12 protein-coding genes are annotated in these 12,802 nt (G+C 66.9%); 8 read left to right on the top strand and 4 right to left on the bottom strand.

The window, feature by feature from the left end; genetic code table 11:
- Nucleotides 1-96 precede the first annotated feature (96 nt).
- A complete protein-coding gene (locus QLQ83_RS04610; RefSeq protein WP_282734377.1) occupies nucleotides 97-708 on the bottom strand; it encodes a porin family protein in 612 nt (203 codons plus the stop codon).
- A 187-nt stretch (nucleotides 709-895) separates the two neighbouring features.
- On the opposite strand from QLQ83_RS04610, the gene QLQ83_RS04605 reads away from it, so the two are divergent.
- On the top strand, nucleotides 896-1,219 hold the full coding sequence (locus QLQ83_RS04605) for a hypothetical protein (protein WP_250063600.1): 324 nt from the start codon (nucleotides 896-898) through the stop codon (nucleotides 1,217-1,219).
- A 139-nt stretch (nucleotides 1,220-1,358) separates the two neighbouring features.
- Here the strand turns inward: QLQ83_RS04605 and QLQ83_RS04600 are convergent, their stop codons facing one another.
- From QLQ83_RS04600 to QLQ83_RS04590, 3 genes are all read right to left on the bottom strand, one after another.
- On the bottom strand, nucleotides 1,359-1,607 hold the full coding sequence (locus tag QLQ83_RS04600) for a YfhL family 4Fe-4S dicluster ferredoxin (RefSeq protein ID WP_282734376.1): 249 nt from the start codon (nucleotides 1,605-1,607) through the stop codon (nucleotides 1,359-1,361).
- A 67-nt stretch (nucleotides 1,608-1,674) separates the two neighbouring features.
- Nucleotides 1,675-2,154 (bottom strand): pantetheine-phosphate adenylyltransferase, encoded by a 480-nt coding sequence (gene coaD / locus QLQ83_RS04595; protein ID WP_282734375.1) that lies wholly within the window; start codon nucleotides 2,152-2,154, stop codon nucleotides 1,675-1,677.
- Nucleotides 2,154-4,043, bottom strand: coding sequence for a beta-ketoacyl synthase (locus QLQ83_RS04590; protein WP_282734428.1), 1,890 nt, complete (start codon nucleotides 4,041-4,043; stop codon nucleotides 2,154-2,156). The genes coaD and QLQ83_RS04590 overlap by 1 nt, the downstream gene beginning before the upstream one ends.
- 193 nt (nucleotides 4,044-4,236) lie before the next feature.
- Here QLQ83_RS04590 and trmB point away from each other — a divergent pair, with 193 nt between their 5' ends.
- The 7 genes from trmB to QLQ83_RS04555 all read left to right on the top strand — a co-directional run bounded on the left by trmB (nucleotide 4,237) and on the right by QLQ83_RS04555 (nucleotide 12,791).
- Entirely contained in the window at nucleotides 4,237-4,953 is a 717-nt protein-coding gene (gene trmB / locus QLQ83_RS04585; RefSeq protein ID WP_282734374.1) for a tRNA (guanine(46)-N(7))-methyltransferase TrmB, read from the top strand.
- Nucleotides 4,950-5,282 carry a DMT family transporter gene (locus QLQ83_RS04580; protein ID WP_411971114.1) on the top strand — a complete coding sequence of 111 codons (333 nt, stop codon included), beginning with the start codon at nucleotides 4,950-4,952 and terminating at the stop codon, nucleotides 5,280-5,282. Before trmB ends, QLQ83_RS04580 begins: the two co-directional genes overlap by 4 nt.
- 31 nt (nucleotides 5,283-5,313) lie before the next feature.
- Nucleotides 5,314-6,747 (top strand): D-alanyl-D-alanine carboxypeptidase/D-alanyl-D-alanine endopeptidase, encoded by a 1,434-nt coding sequence (gene dacB, locus QLQ83_RS04575; RefSeq protein ID WP_282734373.1) that lies wholly within the window; start codon nucleotides 5,314-5,316, stop codon nucleotides 6,745-6,747.
- 18 nt (nucleotides 6,748-6,765) lie between these two features.
- Entirely contained in the window at nucleotides 6,766-7,137 is a 372-nt protein-coding gene (locus tag QLQ83_RS04570) for a diacylglycerol kinase (RefSeq protein ID WP_282734372.1), read from the top strand.
- Nucleotides 7,138-7,199: 62 nt separating this feature from the next.
- The gene (gene glnE, locus QLQ83_RS04565) at nucleotides 7,200-10,187 is read left to right on the top strand and encodes a bifunctional [glutamate--ammonia ligase]-adenylyl-L-tyrosine phosphorylase/[glutamate--ammonia-ligase] adenylyltransferase (RefSeq protein ID WP_282734371.1); all 2,988 of its coding nucleotides are present in this window, start codon (nucleotides 7,200-7,202) and stop codon (nucleotides 10,185-10,187) included.
- 416 nt (nucleotides 10,188-10,603) lie between these two features.
- Entirely contained in the window at nucleotides 10,604-11,542 is a 939-nt protein-coding gene (locus QLQ83_RS04560; protein WP_282734370.1) for a sugar ABC transporter substrate-binding protein, read from the top strand.
- 271 nt (nucleotides 11,543-11,813) lie between these two features.
- A complete protein-coding gene (locus QLQ83_RS04555; RefSeq protein ID WP_282734369.1) occupies nucleotides 11,814-12,791 on the top strand; it encodes an ABC transporter permease in 978 nt (325 codons plus the stop codon).
- Nucleotides 12,792-12,802 lie beyond the last annotated feature (11 nt).

The following is a 12,802-nucleotide window of genomic DNA, read 5'->3' as shown; positions in this document are numbered from 1 at the left end:
GGTCCTTGGCGGTGAAACGGGGCAGGGTGGCGTGTCCCGGCCCGGAACGCAACGGCCCCGCCGGTTGGCGGGGCCGTCGAGGGCGTGTGTCAGGGGCTAGAAGCGGTAGCCCAGGCTGGCGGAGAAGAGGTCGACCTCGAAATCCTCGCCGCTGTCGCTGATGTCGTAGCGCTCGTACTCGGCACGCATCATGACCTGGTCGATCTCATATTCGGCGCCGATGCCATAGAAGGGATCGGTGCCGTCTTCGCCGGCAGTTTCACGATAGTAGGTGCCATCGACCGTCGCATTCCCATCGATGTCGGCATCCCAAGCGATCATCCCCAGCTTGCCATGGACACTGAAACCATTTTGGATCGGTAGCTTGCCGACCAGAGCTGCTGTGAAGCCATCGATACCTAGCTCCAGATTGACGCTATCGCCCCCCTCAGCGCCACTGGCTGAGAAATCTCCAAGGTCTACATAGCTAGCTTCTACAGCAAAGTTGGGGTTGAACTGGTAACCGGCAAATAGCTTGTAACCGGTATCGCTGTCATCGGTGTTGAATCCGTTGCGATCAAGCCAGCTCAGTCCCTCATTGTCCAATGAAGCATGACCGATCCCGGCACCCAGGTAGGGCCCCTCGGCGGGGTTGTACTGATAGCTCTGGGCGAAGGCGGGCGAGGCGACCAGGCCGGCCAGGGCGGCGGTGGCGATCAGGCGTTTCATCATGCGCTCCTTTGCATGGGGCGGGCGGGGCCCGCGGGGTTGGGCATGCGGCGAAAGCCGGCTACCCTGATGTAAGATCCTGTGAAAGGATGTAACTTTGAAGATTCTAGGTGCTAATTCGAATGAATGCCATGGTCCGGCGGCGGCCGGCAGGGCGACAATCCAGGCGACAGGGTAGGGAGCGAGGATGATGAAGCGACTGGGCAAGAGCACGATGTTTGCCATGCTGGCGCTGGTGATGCTGCTGGGCAGCCTGCCGGCCGTGGCACAGGGAGAGCGCATGGAGGCCCAGCCCAGCGGCGGGGCGATGATTGCCGATGCGGTCGTCGCCCGGCCGCTGCTGGCGGCGGCCACGGTGGGCGGTGCGGCGATCTTCCTGGTGTCGCTGCCGTTCACCGCCCTGGGGGGGAACGTGGACGGGGCGGCTGAGACCCTGATCAAGACCCCGGCCGAGGCGGCCTTCCGGCGCTGCCTGGGGTGCAAGGTGAGCAGGCGCGCCGACGAGATGTAGGCCGGCTGCAGGCGACGGCCAGTCCCTCTGCGTTCTTGACAGGATAACCGGGCAAAAGGGGCTGAGTTTTTGCTGCTCCAGACAACGGCGCCCCGCTCATCGAGCGGGGCGCCGTCGGTTGTGCTGGCGTCGAACGGGGTCAGGCCGCGGTGATGAGGTGGTACTTCTCCATCAGCGCCTCACGGCTCTCCTTGTGCTCCGGGTCCAGCGGAATGCAATCCACCGGGCAGACCTGTTGGCACTGGGGCTCGTCGTAGTGGCCGACGCACTCGGTGCACAGGCCGGGGTCGATGACATAGATCTCTTCCCCCGGCGAGATGGCGCCGTTGGGGCATTCGGGTTCGCAGACGTCGCAGTTGATGCACTCATCGGTGATCATCAGGGCCATGGGGTACCTCACGGATGTCGCTGGCCGGCAAGCGGTCCCGGGAAGGGGGTAATCCCGAGTTTCCTGGTCAGGTATTGTAATGGCTCTTCAGCGTCTCGGCGACCCTGGGATGCACGTGCTTGGAGACATCGCCGCCGAGCCGGGCGATCTCGCGCACCAGCGTCGAGGAGATGTAGGAGTTCTCCACCTCCGGGGTCAGGAAGACCGTCTCCAGCTCCGGCATCTGGGCGCGGTTCATGTTGGCCAGCTGCAGCTCGTACTCGAAGTCCGACACCGCCCTCAGGCCGCGCAGCAGCACGCGTGCCTTCTGCTGCTTCATGAATTCGGTCATCAGCCCCGAGAAGCCGACCACCTCGACGTTGTCGAGGCCGGCCACCACCTCCTGGGCCAGGGCGATGCGGGTATCGAGGTCCAGGGCAGGCCCCTTGCCGGGGCTGGTGGCGATGGCCACTACCACCTTGTCAAACAGCCGGGCGGCGCGTTCGATCAGGTCGAGGTGGCCGTTGGTGATGGGGTCGAAGGTGCCCGGATAGATGGCGGTGTTCATCACGCGTCTCCCTCGTCGAGTCGTCCGAAGGGGTTGTCCACGGCCAGCGATACCTCCTGGGCATAGCCGGGAATGCGGATGGCGTCCCGGCCGACGTCGAGCTCGGGGCCCTCCAGCACGCCCTCGCCGAAGCGATAGCGGACCTCGAAATGGCCTCGGTCGGCGGCCCGATGAAAGGCCGCGGCGACCTCCCGGGTGGCCTCGCGGCGCTTCTGCCAGGCGGCCACGGCGGTCTCGCCGTGGCGCTCGGCCATCAGTCGCTCGGTCACCGCAGGAGAGAGCACCACGCCGGTGGCATTGTTGCCACCGAAGCCCTTGGCGTTGATGAAGGCGGCATCCGCGACGAAGGGCAGTGGGTCGCGGAACAGCTTCAGGCGTTCGGCATGGACGTCGTCGGCTACCGCATCCAGGGTGAAGATGCCCGGCAGCAGCCCGTGGGCGAAGCTGCCCAGGGCGCTGGTCAGCTGGTCGCCGGCGGCACTGCCCTGGGAGTGGCCGACGAAGGCCTTCACCGCCACCACCGGCCACGCCGTGATGCCGTGGGCGCGGGCCACCTGGTCGAAGACATGGGACTCGGTGACGCGGTTCTTGGGCGTGCTGGTGCCATGAGCATGGAGGAAGGTGCGCTCGCGCAGGGCCTTCTCGCCGAGCATGTCGCGCACCAGCGCGGCCCCCTTGGCCAGGGAAATATAGTTGCCGATGCCGGGGGCGGAGATCGAGCGCTTCCAGCCGTCGGCATTGACGAACACGCCCGGCACGCTGCCGAGGACCTCGGCACCGGTCTCCAGGGCCAGGACGTCGTCCATCAGCATGATGAACTGGCTGGACTCGCCCATGGTGAAGCCGCAGTTGCGGGCGAAGGGACGGCAGGCACGCTGATAGTCGGCGTCGGTGAGCAGCTCCAGGGCATCCAGGGCCTTGAGGCCGTCATCATCGGCGAGCGCGCCCATGGTGCGGAAGCCCTCGATGACCTCGGGCGTGATCGGGGCATCGGCGGTGCCCACCAGCACGACCCGGCGCCGCCCGGCACGGATGTCGTCCACCCCGAGGCGCAGGTTGTAGAGGAAGCTGGCGCAGGCGCCCAGGGCCGCCCCGGTGCCGCCGACGCTGCCCAGTACATAGGCATTGATGAAGTCGGCGGGCATCTGGCCGTAGCCCAGCGGCATCTGCTTGGAGGTGGCGCGCTTGCCGGAGACGAAGCTCTTGAGCAGGCCGCCCCAGCCCTCGTCGTCGAGCTGGCCGATGGAGTTGCCGGCGTAGACGGCAACCTCGTCGGGGTCCAGGCGGTCGCGCAGCCCATCCCACTCGAGTCCGCTGTCGCCCAGACAGTCGCTGGCGGCGAAGACGGTCATGGAGAGCCCGCGCGGGTGGTGCACGCTGCGGTAGAGTCGGCTGGGCTCGAACCCCGAGGGCAGCTGACCGGCGGCGCGCACCTGGGCCGGGCGCGTCTCGGGCAACATCACCTCCATGGTGCCGGCCGGGACGGTGACCTCGAGGCTCTGACGGTCCAGTTCCTTGACCTGCCAGGTGGGGGGCAGGTCGTCGGGCAACTGCCGGCGACGGATGCGGAAGGTCAGCGGAGTGTCCAGCGCCAGGCTCGCCTTGCGGTTGGCCGGCAGGCCCTCCTCGTTGAAGCGGGGATCCTCGATGCGCCGGATCAGGGTGTGGTCGAGCACCTGCTGGCGGGTCTGCTCGACGATCCCGGCGGCGTCCAGCGGCCGGCCCTCGGCGTCATGCCAGGCGCCATCCGCCTGGCAGTCGGCCAGGCGCATCATCGCCGCCAGGCCCAGCAGGGTGCGGGCCTGGTCGTCGTCGGGCAGGGCGTCGAGCACGGTACGGCGAAACGCCTGGTGGCCCGAGGTTCGGCCGGCGGGATTCACGCCGCCCATGCCGACGATCACCGGTAAGTGTGGCAAGCCGGGTTCCTCGTTGTGCGGTTGATATCGTGGCTGCATTTAGTCGCTGTCAGGCCATGGATCATAGCACCCGGCCCGTGGCGGCGTCATGCCGGCGCCCCCTGCGCGGTGGGCTTTCGGCTGGTAGAATGCTTCCCCTTTCCGTTTACGCCGAGCCCGCTGACATATGACTGCCCGTTCGCGATCCATCGTCAGCCGCCAGACCGCCCCCCACGAGGGCCTGGCCCGCCGCGTGGCGCGGGCCCTGGCGCATCCCCTGCGCAAGCCATTCGCCGAGCACACCCACGAGGCCTTTGCCCGGGCCCGCAACTGGCTCGAGCGCCGCGACGGAGCGTCATTGATCCTGGATGCGGGATGCGGCGTGGGACTCTCGACGCGCCGGCTGGCCGAGCAGTATCCGGCCGCCGCGGTGATTGGCGTCGACCGCAGCGCCGACCGCCTGTCCCGGGACCATGGCCGGCTGCCGGACAATGCCCTGCTGGTGCGTGCCGACCTGGTGGATTTCTGGCGGCTGGCACTGGCCGAGGGCTGGCGGCCGGTGCGTCACTACCTGCTCTATCCCAACCCCTACCCCAAGGCCGCCCACCTGAAGATGCGCTGGCAAGGGCATCCGGTGCTGCCGGTGATCCTGGCCCTGGGCGGCCGGCTGGAGCTGCGCTCCAACTGGCGGCTCTACGTGGAGGAGTTCGCCCTGGCGGTGACCCAGGCCACCGGAGTGGCAGCCGAGGCGGCACCCTTCGTGCCGGGGGAGGCCTGCCTGACGCCCTTCGAGCAGAAGTACCATGGCAGCGGACAGGCGCTCTGGCGGCTGGTGGTCGAGTTGCCCCACGCTCCCGGGCTGGTCCCCGGGGGCGCGCTGCCGGCCGCCGGGGAAGAAGGATGATGGCGTTCCTGTTCCTGGCCCTGGCGATTGTCGCCGAGGTGATCGCCACCAGTGCGCTGAAGGCCTCGGAGGGCTTCACCCGGCTGTGGCCCAGCGTCACGGTGGTGGTCGGCTATGGGCTGGCCTTCTACCTGCTCGCCCTGGTGCTGCGCACCATGCCCGTGGGCATCGCCTACGCCTTCTGGGCGGGGCTCGGCATCGTGTTGGTGACCCTGGTGGGTATCCTGGTCTATGGGGAGAAGCCGGACCTGCCGGCAATGCTGGGCCTCGCCATGATCGTTGGTGGCGTGGTGGTGATCCAGGTGTTCTCTTCCGTCTCATCCCATTAAGCTGAGGCCTCTCATGCTGCCTGGAGGTCCCATGCTCCGTCGCCCGCTGCTCTGCGTCCTGCTGACGCTGCTGCCGCTCTTCGCCCAGGCGAGCGGCTTCACCCGCCTGGCCGAACTCGCCGACAAGGGCTTCCTGCTCGGTGCCGAGGCCCGCTTGCTGAACAGCGGCGAGGTCCTGGGCGCCATCGGGCCCGAGCGCCAGCTGTCACCGGCTTCGGTGTCCAAGGTCTACCTGGCGGCGGCGGCACTGGAGCGCTGGGGGCCGCAGCACCGCTTCTCCACCCGGCTGGTAAGCCTGGCCGAGCCCGGTGCGGAGGGGGTGCTGCACGGTGACCTGGTGCTCGACGGCGGGGGCGACCCTATGCTGACCAGCGAGGACCTGTGGCGGCTGACGCAGCGGCTGCACCAGGCAGGCGTGCGCCGGGTCGAGGGGCGCCTGGTGGTCAGCCAGTGGCGCTATGGGCCGGTAGAGTGCATCACCACCGACCGCTGCCAGGCCCATTCCCGGGTGGCCAACGCCTACAGTGCGCTGCTCTCCTCGGCCGGGGTGAACCATGGCAGCTGGTGCGTCAGCGTGGCCCCCGCCGCCGTGCCCGGCGAGTCCGCCCGCATCACCAGCTGCGACAGCCAGGCGCCGATCGTCGGGATCGACAACCGCGTCGAGACCAAGCCCGACGACAGCGGCACCCGGCTCAATGCCGAGCGGGTGCTTCGCGACAGCGGCGACGTGATGGTGGTGAGCGGACAGATCTCCACCAATGCCCGCCCCCGGTCCATCTACCGGGCCAGTTCCGACCCGGCGCGCCAGAGTGCGGCCACCCTGCTGGCGATGCTGGAACAGGCCGGAATCGGCGTGCGTGACGGTGCCGGGGTGGCGTCCACCGAGCCGCCGGCCGAGGCCCGCTCCCTGGCCGAGGTGGAGAGCGAGCCGCTGCAGGAGCTGCTGCTGCGCACCCTCAACCACTCCAACAACTTCATGGCCGACCAGCTGGCGCTGAACCTGGTGGAATCCCCCCGCGCCGGCCTGGTGCAGGCCGGCGGGGCGCTGGAGGCCTTCGTGACCGGTCTGCCCGACCATGGTCCCGTGACCCTGCGCAGCGGCAGCGGTCTCACCCCCGAGAACCGCACCTCGGCGGCGGGCATCACCGCCCTGCTGGAGAGCATGTACCGTCGGCCGGCACTCTTCCCCAGTTTCGTCGCTGCCCTGCAGTCGCCGGCCAACGGCGTGATGCGCTTCCTGCGCCGCGGATCAACGACCTTCCAGCAGCATGTGATGCTCAAGACCGGCACCCTCAACCAGCCGGTGGCGGTGCGCGCCGTGGGCGGCTACTTCCGCACCCGCAGCGGGCAGTGGGGCGTGTTCGCGGCGATCGTCAACGGTACCTCGAACACCCCCTGGCTCAACTGGCAGCAGGTACTCGACCCATTGGCCGCCGACCTCGAGGAGATGATCGATGCCCACTGATACCCCGGACCTCGCGACATGAAGCCAGGATACACCGGCTGGCAGCACCTGGTGCACTCCACTCGCTACTCCCTCAAGGGACTCAGGGCTGCCTTTCGCAACGAGGCAGCCTTCCGCCAGGAGCTCGGGGTCTGCCTGGTCCTGCTGCCGCTGGCCTGGTGGATCGGCCAGGGGCCGGTAGAGTGGATCCTGCTGGTGGGTAGCTGCCTGCTGGTGCTGATCGTGGAACTGCTCAACAGCGCCATCGAGAACGTGGTGGATCGCATCGGCACCGAGCACCATGAGCTCTCTGGGCGCGCCAAGGACATCAGTTCGGCGGCCGTGATGCTCTCGCTGTTGATCGTCGGCCTGACCTGGGGCTTCTTGGTCTGGCAGAAATTCCTCGCCTAGGTTATGGAGCAGGGCTGGCTTCGCTATGCTGGAGGCATTCGAGAACCGGATGCGAGATGCCCATGGCCCTGCCCGATGACTTCCTGCCGCTGGATGACATTCCCGAGCCCCTGAGGGCTCCCCTGGCGCACGCTCGCGACAGGCTGGCGAGCTCGCTGGAGCAGGCCGACAACCTGGCCGACATGAACGGCAGCGACTCCCCGCTGGAGGACTGGCTGGCGCTGTCGGATGAGCGGCGCCGTCAGTTGTCGCGGGTGCTGGCCGTCTCGACCTTCGCCGCCGAGACCCTGGTGCGCTATCCAGAGTGGCTGTTGCACCTGGATGCCAGCGGCGAACTGGACGCAACGCCCTCCGCGGAGGCCCAACGCGACTGGCTCGACGAGAGGCTGGAGGTCGCCGAGGACGAGGAGGCCCTGCATGGCGCCATCCGCCGTTTTCGTCGCGCACGCATGCTGGGCATCGTCTGGCGTGACCTGACCCGCCCCCCGGGCATCGACATGTGGGAGACCAGTGGCGCGGTGTCGCGACTCGCCGAGACCTGCGTGGAGGCGGCTCTGGCCTGGCTCGAGGCGCATTTCGCGCCGCGCTGGGGGTGGCCCGCCCCGCGTCGCGACGGCAGCGAGCAGCGGCTGGTGGTGCTGGGCATGGGCAAGCTCGGTGCCGGCGAGCTGAACCTCTCTTCCGATATCGACCTGATCTTCGCCTTCCCCGAGAAGGGCGAGACCGAGGGCGGTCGCAAGTCCCTGGAGCACCAGGAATATTTCACCAAGCTTGGCCAGCGGCTGATCACCGCCCTGGATGTGGTGACCGCCGACGGCTTCGCCTTTCGCGTCGACATGCGCCTGCGCCCGCTGGGCGATGGCGGTCCCCTGGTGGGGAGCTTCTCCTCGCTTGCCGGCTACTACCAGGATCAGGGGCGCGAGTGGGAACGTTACGCCATGCTCAAGGCACGGCCGGTGGCCGGCGACCTGGGGGCGGGCGCCGAGCTGTTGTCGAGCCTGCGCCCCTTCGTGTACCGCAAGTACCTCGACTTCGGCGCCATCGAGTCGCTGCGCGAGCTCAAGTCGATGATCAACCGTGAGGTCCGGCGCAAGGGGATGCAGGGCAACATCAAGCTCGGCCCCGGGGGCATTCGCGAGGTGGAGTTCGTGGTCCAGGCCTTCCAGCTGATCCGCGGCGGCCGCGACACCGAACTGCAGGTCACCTCGCTCAAGACCGCCCTGGAGCGCCTGCCCGAGCTCGGCCTTTTGCCCCGGGAGGTCGTCGACGAGCTGATGCCCGACTATGCCTTCCTGCGCGACCTGGAGCATGTGCTGCAGGCCCTGGAGGATCGCCAGACCCAGACCCTGCCCGACGACGATAACGACCGCGAGCGCGTGGCCCTGGCGCTCGACATGGAGGACTGGCCGGCGGTGATGGCACGCCTCGACGAGGTCCGGGAGCGGGTGCGCCGGCACTTCGATGAGGTGATCGCCGAGCCCGAGGAGGAGGTGGACGAGGCCGATGACGCCGACCAGGCCTCCGGTGCCGTCGGCCTGGAGGAGTGGCGCGCACTGTGGCGCGACGAGCTGGAGGAGGACGAGGCCCGGGAGCTGCTGGAGGAGGCCGGCCTGGCGGAACCGGATGCCGCCCTGCGCCGGCTACGGGCGATGCGCCAGTCCCGCCAGGTGCAGGCCATGCAGCGTATCGGCTTCGAACGGCTGGAGGCCCTGATGCCGCTGCTGCTCGATGCCGTGGCCGGCAGCGAGACCCCGGACATCGCCCTGGAGAGGGTGCTGCCGCTGGTCGAGGCGGTGTTGCGACGCACCGCCTACCTGGCGCTGCTGCGCGAGAACCCGGATGCCCTGGGGCACCTGATGAAGCTGTGCAGCGCCAGCCCCTGGATCGCCGCCCAGCTCGCCCGCCATCCCATCCTGCTCGATGAGCTGTTGACCCCGGAGACCCTCTACACTCCGGCCGACAAGGAGCGCCTGGCCGACGAGCTGCGCCAGGCCCTGGGGCGGCTGCCTGAGGATGACGAGGAGGCCCAGCTCGAGGCCCTGCGGGTCTTCAAGCATGCCCAGGTGCTGCACGTGGCGGCCTCCGACATCGCCGGCACCCGCCACCTGATGAAGGTCAGCGACTATCTCACCTACATCGCCGAGGTGGTCCTGGAGGCGGTACTGGCCATGGCCTGGAAGCACCTGACCCGCAAGCATGGCTTCCCGGAACGTCGCGAGGAGGGGCGCTGCGGCAGCGAGCCCGAGTTCCTGGTGGTCGGCTACGGCAAGCTCGGCGGCATCGAAATGGGCTACAGCTCCGACCTGGACCTGGTGTTCCTCCATGATGGTGCCACCCAGGGGACCACCGATGGCAAGCGTCCCATCGACAATGCGGTCTTCTTCACCCGGCTGGGCCAGCGGATCATCCACCTGCTCACCGCGGTGACGCCGGCGGGCAGCCTCTATGAGGTGGACATGCGCCTCCGCCCCTCGGGCAACTCCGGGCTGCTGGTCTCGACGCTCGCGGCCTTCGCCGACTACCAGCGCGAGCAGGCCTGGACCTGGGAGCACCAGGCCCTGGTGCGGGCCCGGGTGGTGGCCGGCCATCCGCGGTTGGCCGAGCGTTTCGACGAGATTCGCGGCGAGATCCTCGGCCGCCAGCGGGATCTCGAGGCGCTGCGCAAGGAGGTGGTGAAGATGCGCCACAAGATGCGCGACCACCTGGGCAGCAAGGGCGAGGGCGACGATTTCGATCTCAAGCACGACCCCGGCGGGATGGTCGACATCGAGTTTCTCTGCCAGTACGCGGTGCTGGCCATGGGCCATGAGACGCCGGACCTCCTGGCCTACAGCGACAACATGCGCATCCTCGAGACCCTGGAGGCCACCGAGCGCCTGCCGGCCGAGACGTGCCAGCGACTGCGCGAGGCCTACCTGGCCTTGCGCACTGCCGCCCACCGGACGGCCCTGACCGGTGGGGCCGGGCGCGGGAGCAACGAGGACTTCCGGGCGCATCGCGAGGCCGTCATCGAGCTCTGGCAGCGCCTGCTCGAACCGCAAGGCCACTGAGCGCGCGGGTTCGACGTGGTGCGCGACAGCAGGCCATCGTTGCCAGCAGGCTGGCGCCGGTAGCCTAGTGGCCAGCCGAGCTGGCTCGGGAGCGTGATCAGACGCCCCGCCTGTCGACGACAGGCGGGGCGTCTTGCGTCTGCGCCATCGCTTTGCCGTTATCACGGAATTCCTCAGTAACAGTTGCCATGGGGCTTCCCCCCCTGTCATTACAGCGGGTTAACAGGCCGTAGCGCCGCCTTTTCCCAGACATTGCCCCTTCCTCGGGCGAAGCGGGACGGAAAAGTATCCAGATTGGTCATTTCGACAGGATGGTCGCGTTGCGGTGAATCAAGCCTCGGCCCTAAGCTCCCCCTGACCCTGACAAGCCCCTCCGGCGAGTCGGTGAGACCAACTAAAACAAAGCAGGTGACAACATGTTCTACAAAACAGCGCTAGCGACCAGTGTCATGATGCTCTCCGCGGGCCTCGCTCAGGCCGAGGAGTCCTACCGGATCGGCATCACCCAGAACAATGTCGGTGTCGACAGCTACCAGACGACCTATGAAAGCGCCTTCGAGGAGGCGGCCGAGAAGCAAGGCAATGTCGATATCGTGGTGCTCGATGCCGGCGGCGATGTGGCACGTCAGATCGGCCAGATGCAGGATCTCATCCAGCAGAATGTGGATGCCATCATCATTTGGCCGACCAATGGTCAGGCGGTGATTCCGGCCATCCGTCAGGCTCATAAAGCCGGTATCCCCGTCGTGGTGACCAACTCCAAGATCGCCGAGGCCGGCATGGAGTATATCGCCTCCTTCTCCGGCCCCGACAACGTCCAGCAGGGGGCTTCTTCTGCCGAGATGATGTGCGAGGCACTCGACGGCGAGGGTCAGATCGTGCAGATCGCCGGCCAGCCGGGGTACACCACGGCCATGGAGCGTTCCCAGGGCTTCGAGGAGCGACTGGCCGAGGCATGCCCCGGGATCGAACTCGTGGAGACCCAGCCCGCGGACTGGAACCGCGAGAAGGCCCAGCGGGTCATGGAAAACTTCCTCACCAAATACGATGACATCGACGGCGTCTACGCCGGAGATGACAACATGGGTGTCGGTGCCCTGAATGCCGCCAAGAGCGCCGACCGCGCCGATGAGATCGTGTTCATCGGCGCCACCAATTTCGCCGTGGGCTACGAGGCCATCGAACGTGGCGAGTACTACGGCTCCATCTACCAGTCACCGGTCGATGACGCGGAAGCGGCCCTCCAGACTGCCCTCGACGTGCTGTCGGGAGAGGATGTGCCGAAGATGAACTTCTTCGAGACGCCCAAGATCACCGCCGACAACCTGGCCGAGTTCGAAAAGCCCGTGTTCTGAATATCGTAACTCTCGGGGCACGAAGGGAACTCGTGCCTTCCCGCGTCTCCCCAGGCCAATGGCTCCGCAGCGGTCGATGAAGGCTCTCGCGGAATACCGAAAACCACACTCCGTTGGCCGTGACGAATGGTCAGAAGGTCACACGATTCGGTGGCATGCCCCGGGCATGCCAGCGGGGCGTCGACTGCAACGGAAACACCCTGGCCTTCAGTCCGTAGCGCCAACATAGGTGAGTATCATGGCTTCTGTAGAACAAGGTAAACAAGCCATCATGCTGAGCAAGAAGCATAAAGCGGGTCTCCTGAACTTTCTTTCCGCTCAGGGCATCCTGGTCTTCTTTCTTCTCTGCATGTTTGCTTTCTCGCTGTTCTCCGAACAGTTCCTCTCCCAGTCAAACATCATGACGGTGGTCCGCCAGGCTTCGATCATCGGTATCATTGCCGTGGGCGTCACTGTGGTCATCATCGGCGGTAACCTGGATCTCTCCGTCGGGTCGATGCTCTCCTTCTCGACGGTGCTGGTCGTCGATCTGCATGACAAGATCGGGCCGGCCGGTGCCATCATCCTGATGTTCGTCCTCACCCTGCTGATCGGAGCCGTCAACGGCTTCCTGATCGGCTTCATGAGGCTGAACTCGCTGATCGTCACCCTGGCGATGCTGTCGGCGATCCAGGGGCTGGTGCTGATCTACAGCGGCGGACAGAACGTCGATATCGCCAACTCGAGCGACACCTGGTTCGCCTTCTTCGGTCGTGGCTATGTGCTGGGTATCGCGGTACCGGTGATCCTCTTTGCCTTGCTGGCGATCATCGTGCAGGTCGTCATGTCCTACACCAGCTACGGTCGGCGCATCTTCGCCGTCGGCGGCAACCCGGCCGCCGCCGTCTACTCCGGCATCCGCAAGAACTGGTGCGTGTTCAGTACCTATCTGATCTCGGCCTTCTGCGTGGCCTGTGCCGCCCTGGTGCTGGGCTCGCGGGTCATGGGGTCCCAGAACAACGTCGGGCAGGGCTACGAGCTGCTGGTGCTGGCCGGGATCATCCTGGGGGGAACCAGCCTGCTGGGCGGCGCCGGCAGCATCTGGAAGACGGTCATCGGGGTATTGATCCTGGGCTTCATCCAGAACGGTCTGCTGCTGGTGGGCTACCCCTATTACACCCAATGGCTCGTCACCTGGGTGATCATCATCCTGGCGGTGTGGCTGGACCTTGCCAACAAGCGCAAGCGTCTGTTCACGACTCACTCCTGAACCTGGTGATC

The organism is Halomonas rhizosphaerae, from assembly GCF_030010555.1.
Classification (GTDB): Bacteria; Pseudomonadota; Gammaproteobacteria; order Pseudomonadales; family Halomonadaceae; genus Halomonas; species Halomonas rhizosphaerae.
This window is presented reverse-complemented; position numbering and strand designations above follow the sequence as displayed.

Coding starts and splice junctions, on each gene's coding strand:
- QLQ83_RS04610 (WP_282734377.1), bottom strand. CDS start 708: ATGAAACGCCTGATCGCCACCGCCGCCCTGGCCGGCCTGGTCGCCTCG.
- QLQ83_RS04605 (WP_250063600.1), top strand. CDS start 896: ATGATGAAGCGACTGGGCAAGAGCACGATGTTTGCCATGCTGGCGCTG.
- QLQ83_RS04600 (WP_282734376.1), bottom strand. CDS start 1,607: ATGGCCCTGATGATCACCGATGAGTGCATCAACTGCGACGTCTGCGAA.
- coaD (WP_282734375.1), bottom strand. CDS start 2,154: ATGAACACCGCCATCTATCCGGGCACCTTCGACCCCATCACCAACGGC.
- QLQ83_RS04590 (WP_282734428.1), bottom strand. CDS start 4,043: ATGGGCGGCGTGAATCCCGCCGGCCGAACCTCGGGCCACCAGGCGTTT.
- trmB (WP_282734374.1), top strand. CDS start 4,237: ATGACTGCCCGTTCGCGATCCATCGTCAGCCGCCAGACCGCCCCCCAC.
- QLQ83_RS04580 (WP_411971114.1), top strand. CDS start 4,950: ATGATGGCGTTCCTGTTCCTGGCCCTGGCGATTGTCGCCGAGGTGATC.
- dacB (WP_282734373.1), top strand. CDS start 5,314: ATGCTCCGTCGCCCGCTGCTCTGCGTCCTGCTGACGCTGCTGCCGCTC.
- QLQ83_RS04570 (WP_282734372.1), top strand. CDS start 6,766: ATGAAGCCAGGATACACCGGCTGGCAGCACCTGGTGCACTCCACTCGC.
- glnE (WP_282734371.1), top strand. CDS start 7,200: ATGGCCCTGCCCGATGACTTCCTGCCGCTGGATGACATTCCCGAGCCC.
- QLQ83_RS04560 (WP_282734370.1), top strand. CDS start 10,604: ATGTTCTACAAAACAGCGCTAGCGACCAGTGTCATGATGCTCTCCGCG.
- QLQ83_RS04555 (WP_282734369.1), top strand. CDS start 11,814: ATGCTGAGCAAGAAGCATAAAGCGGGTCTCCTGAACTTTCTTTCCGCT.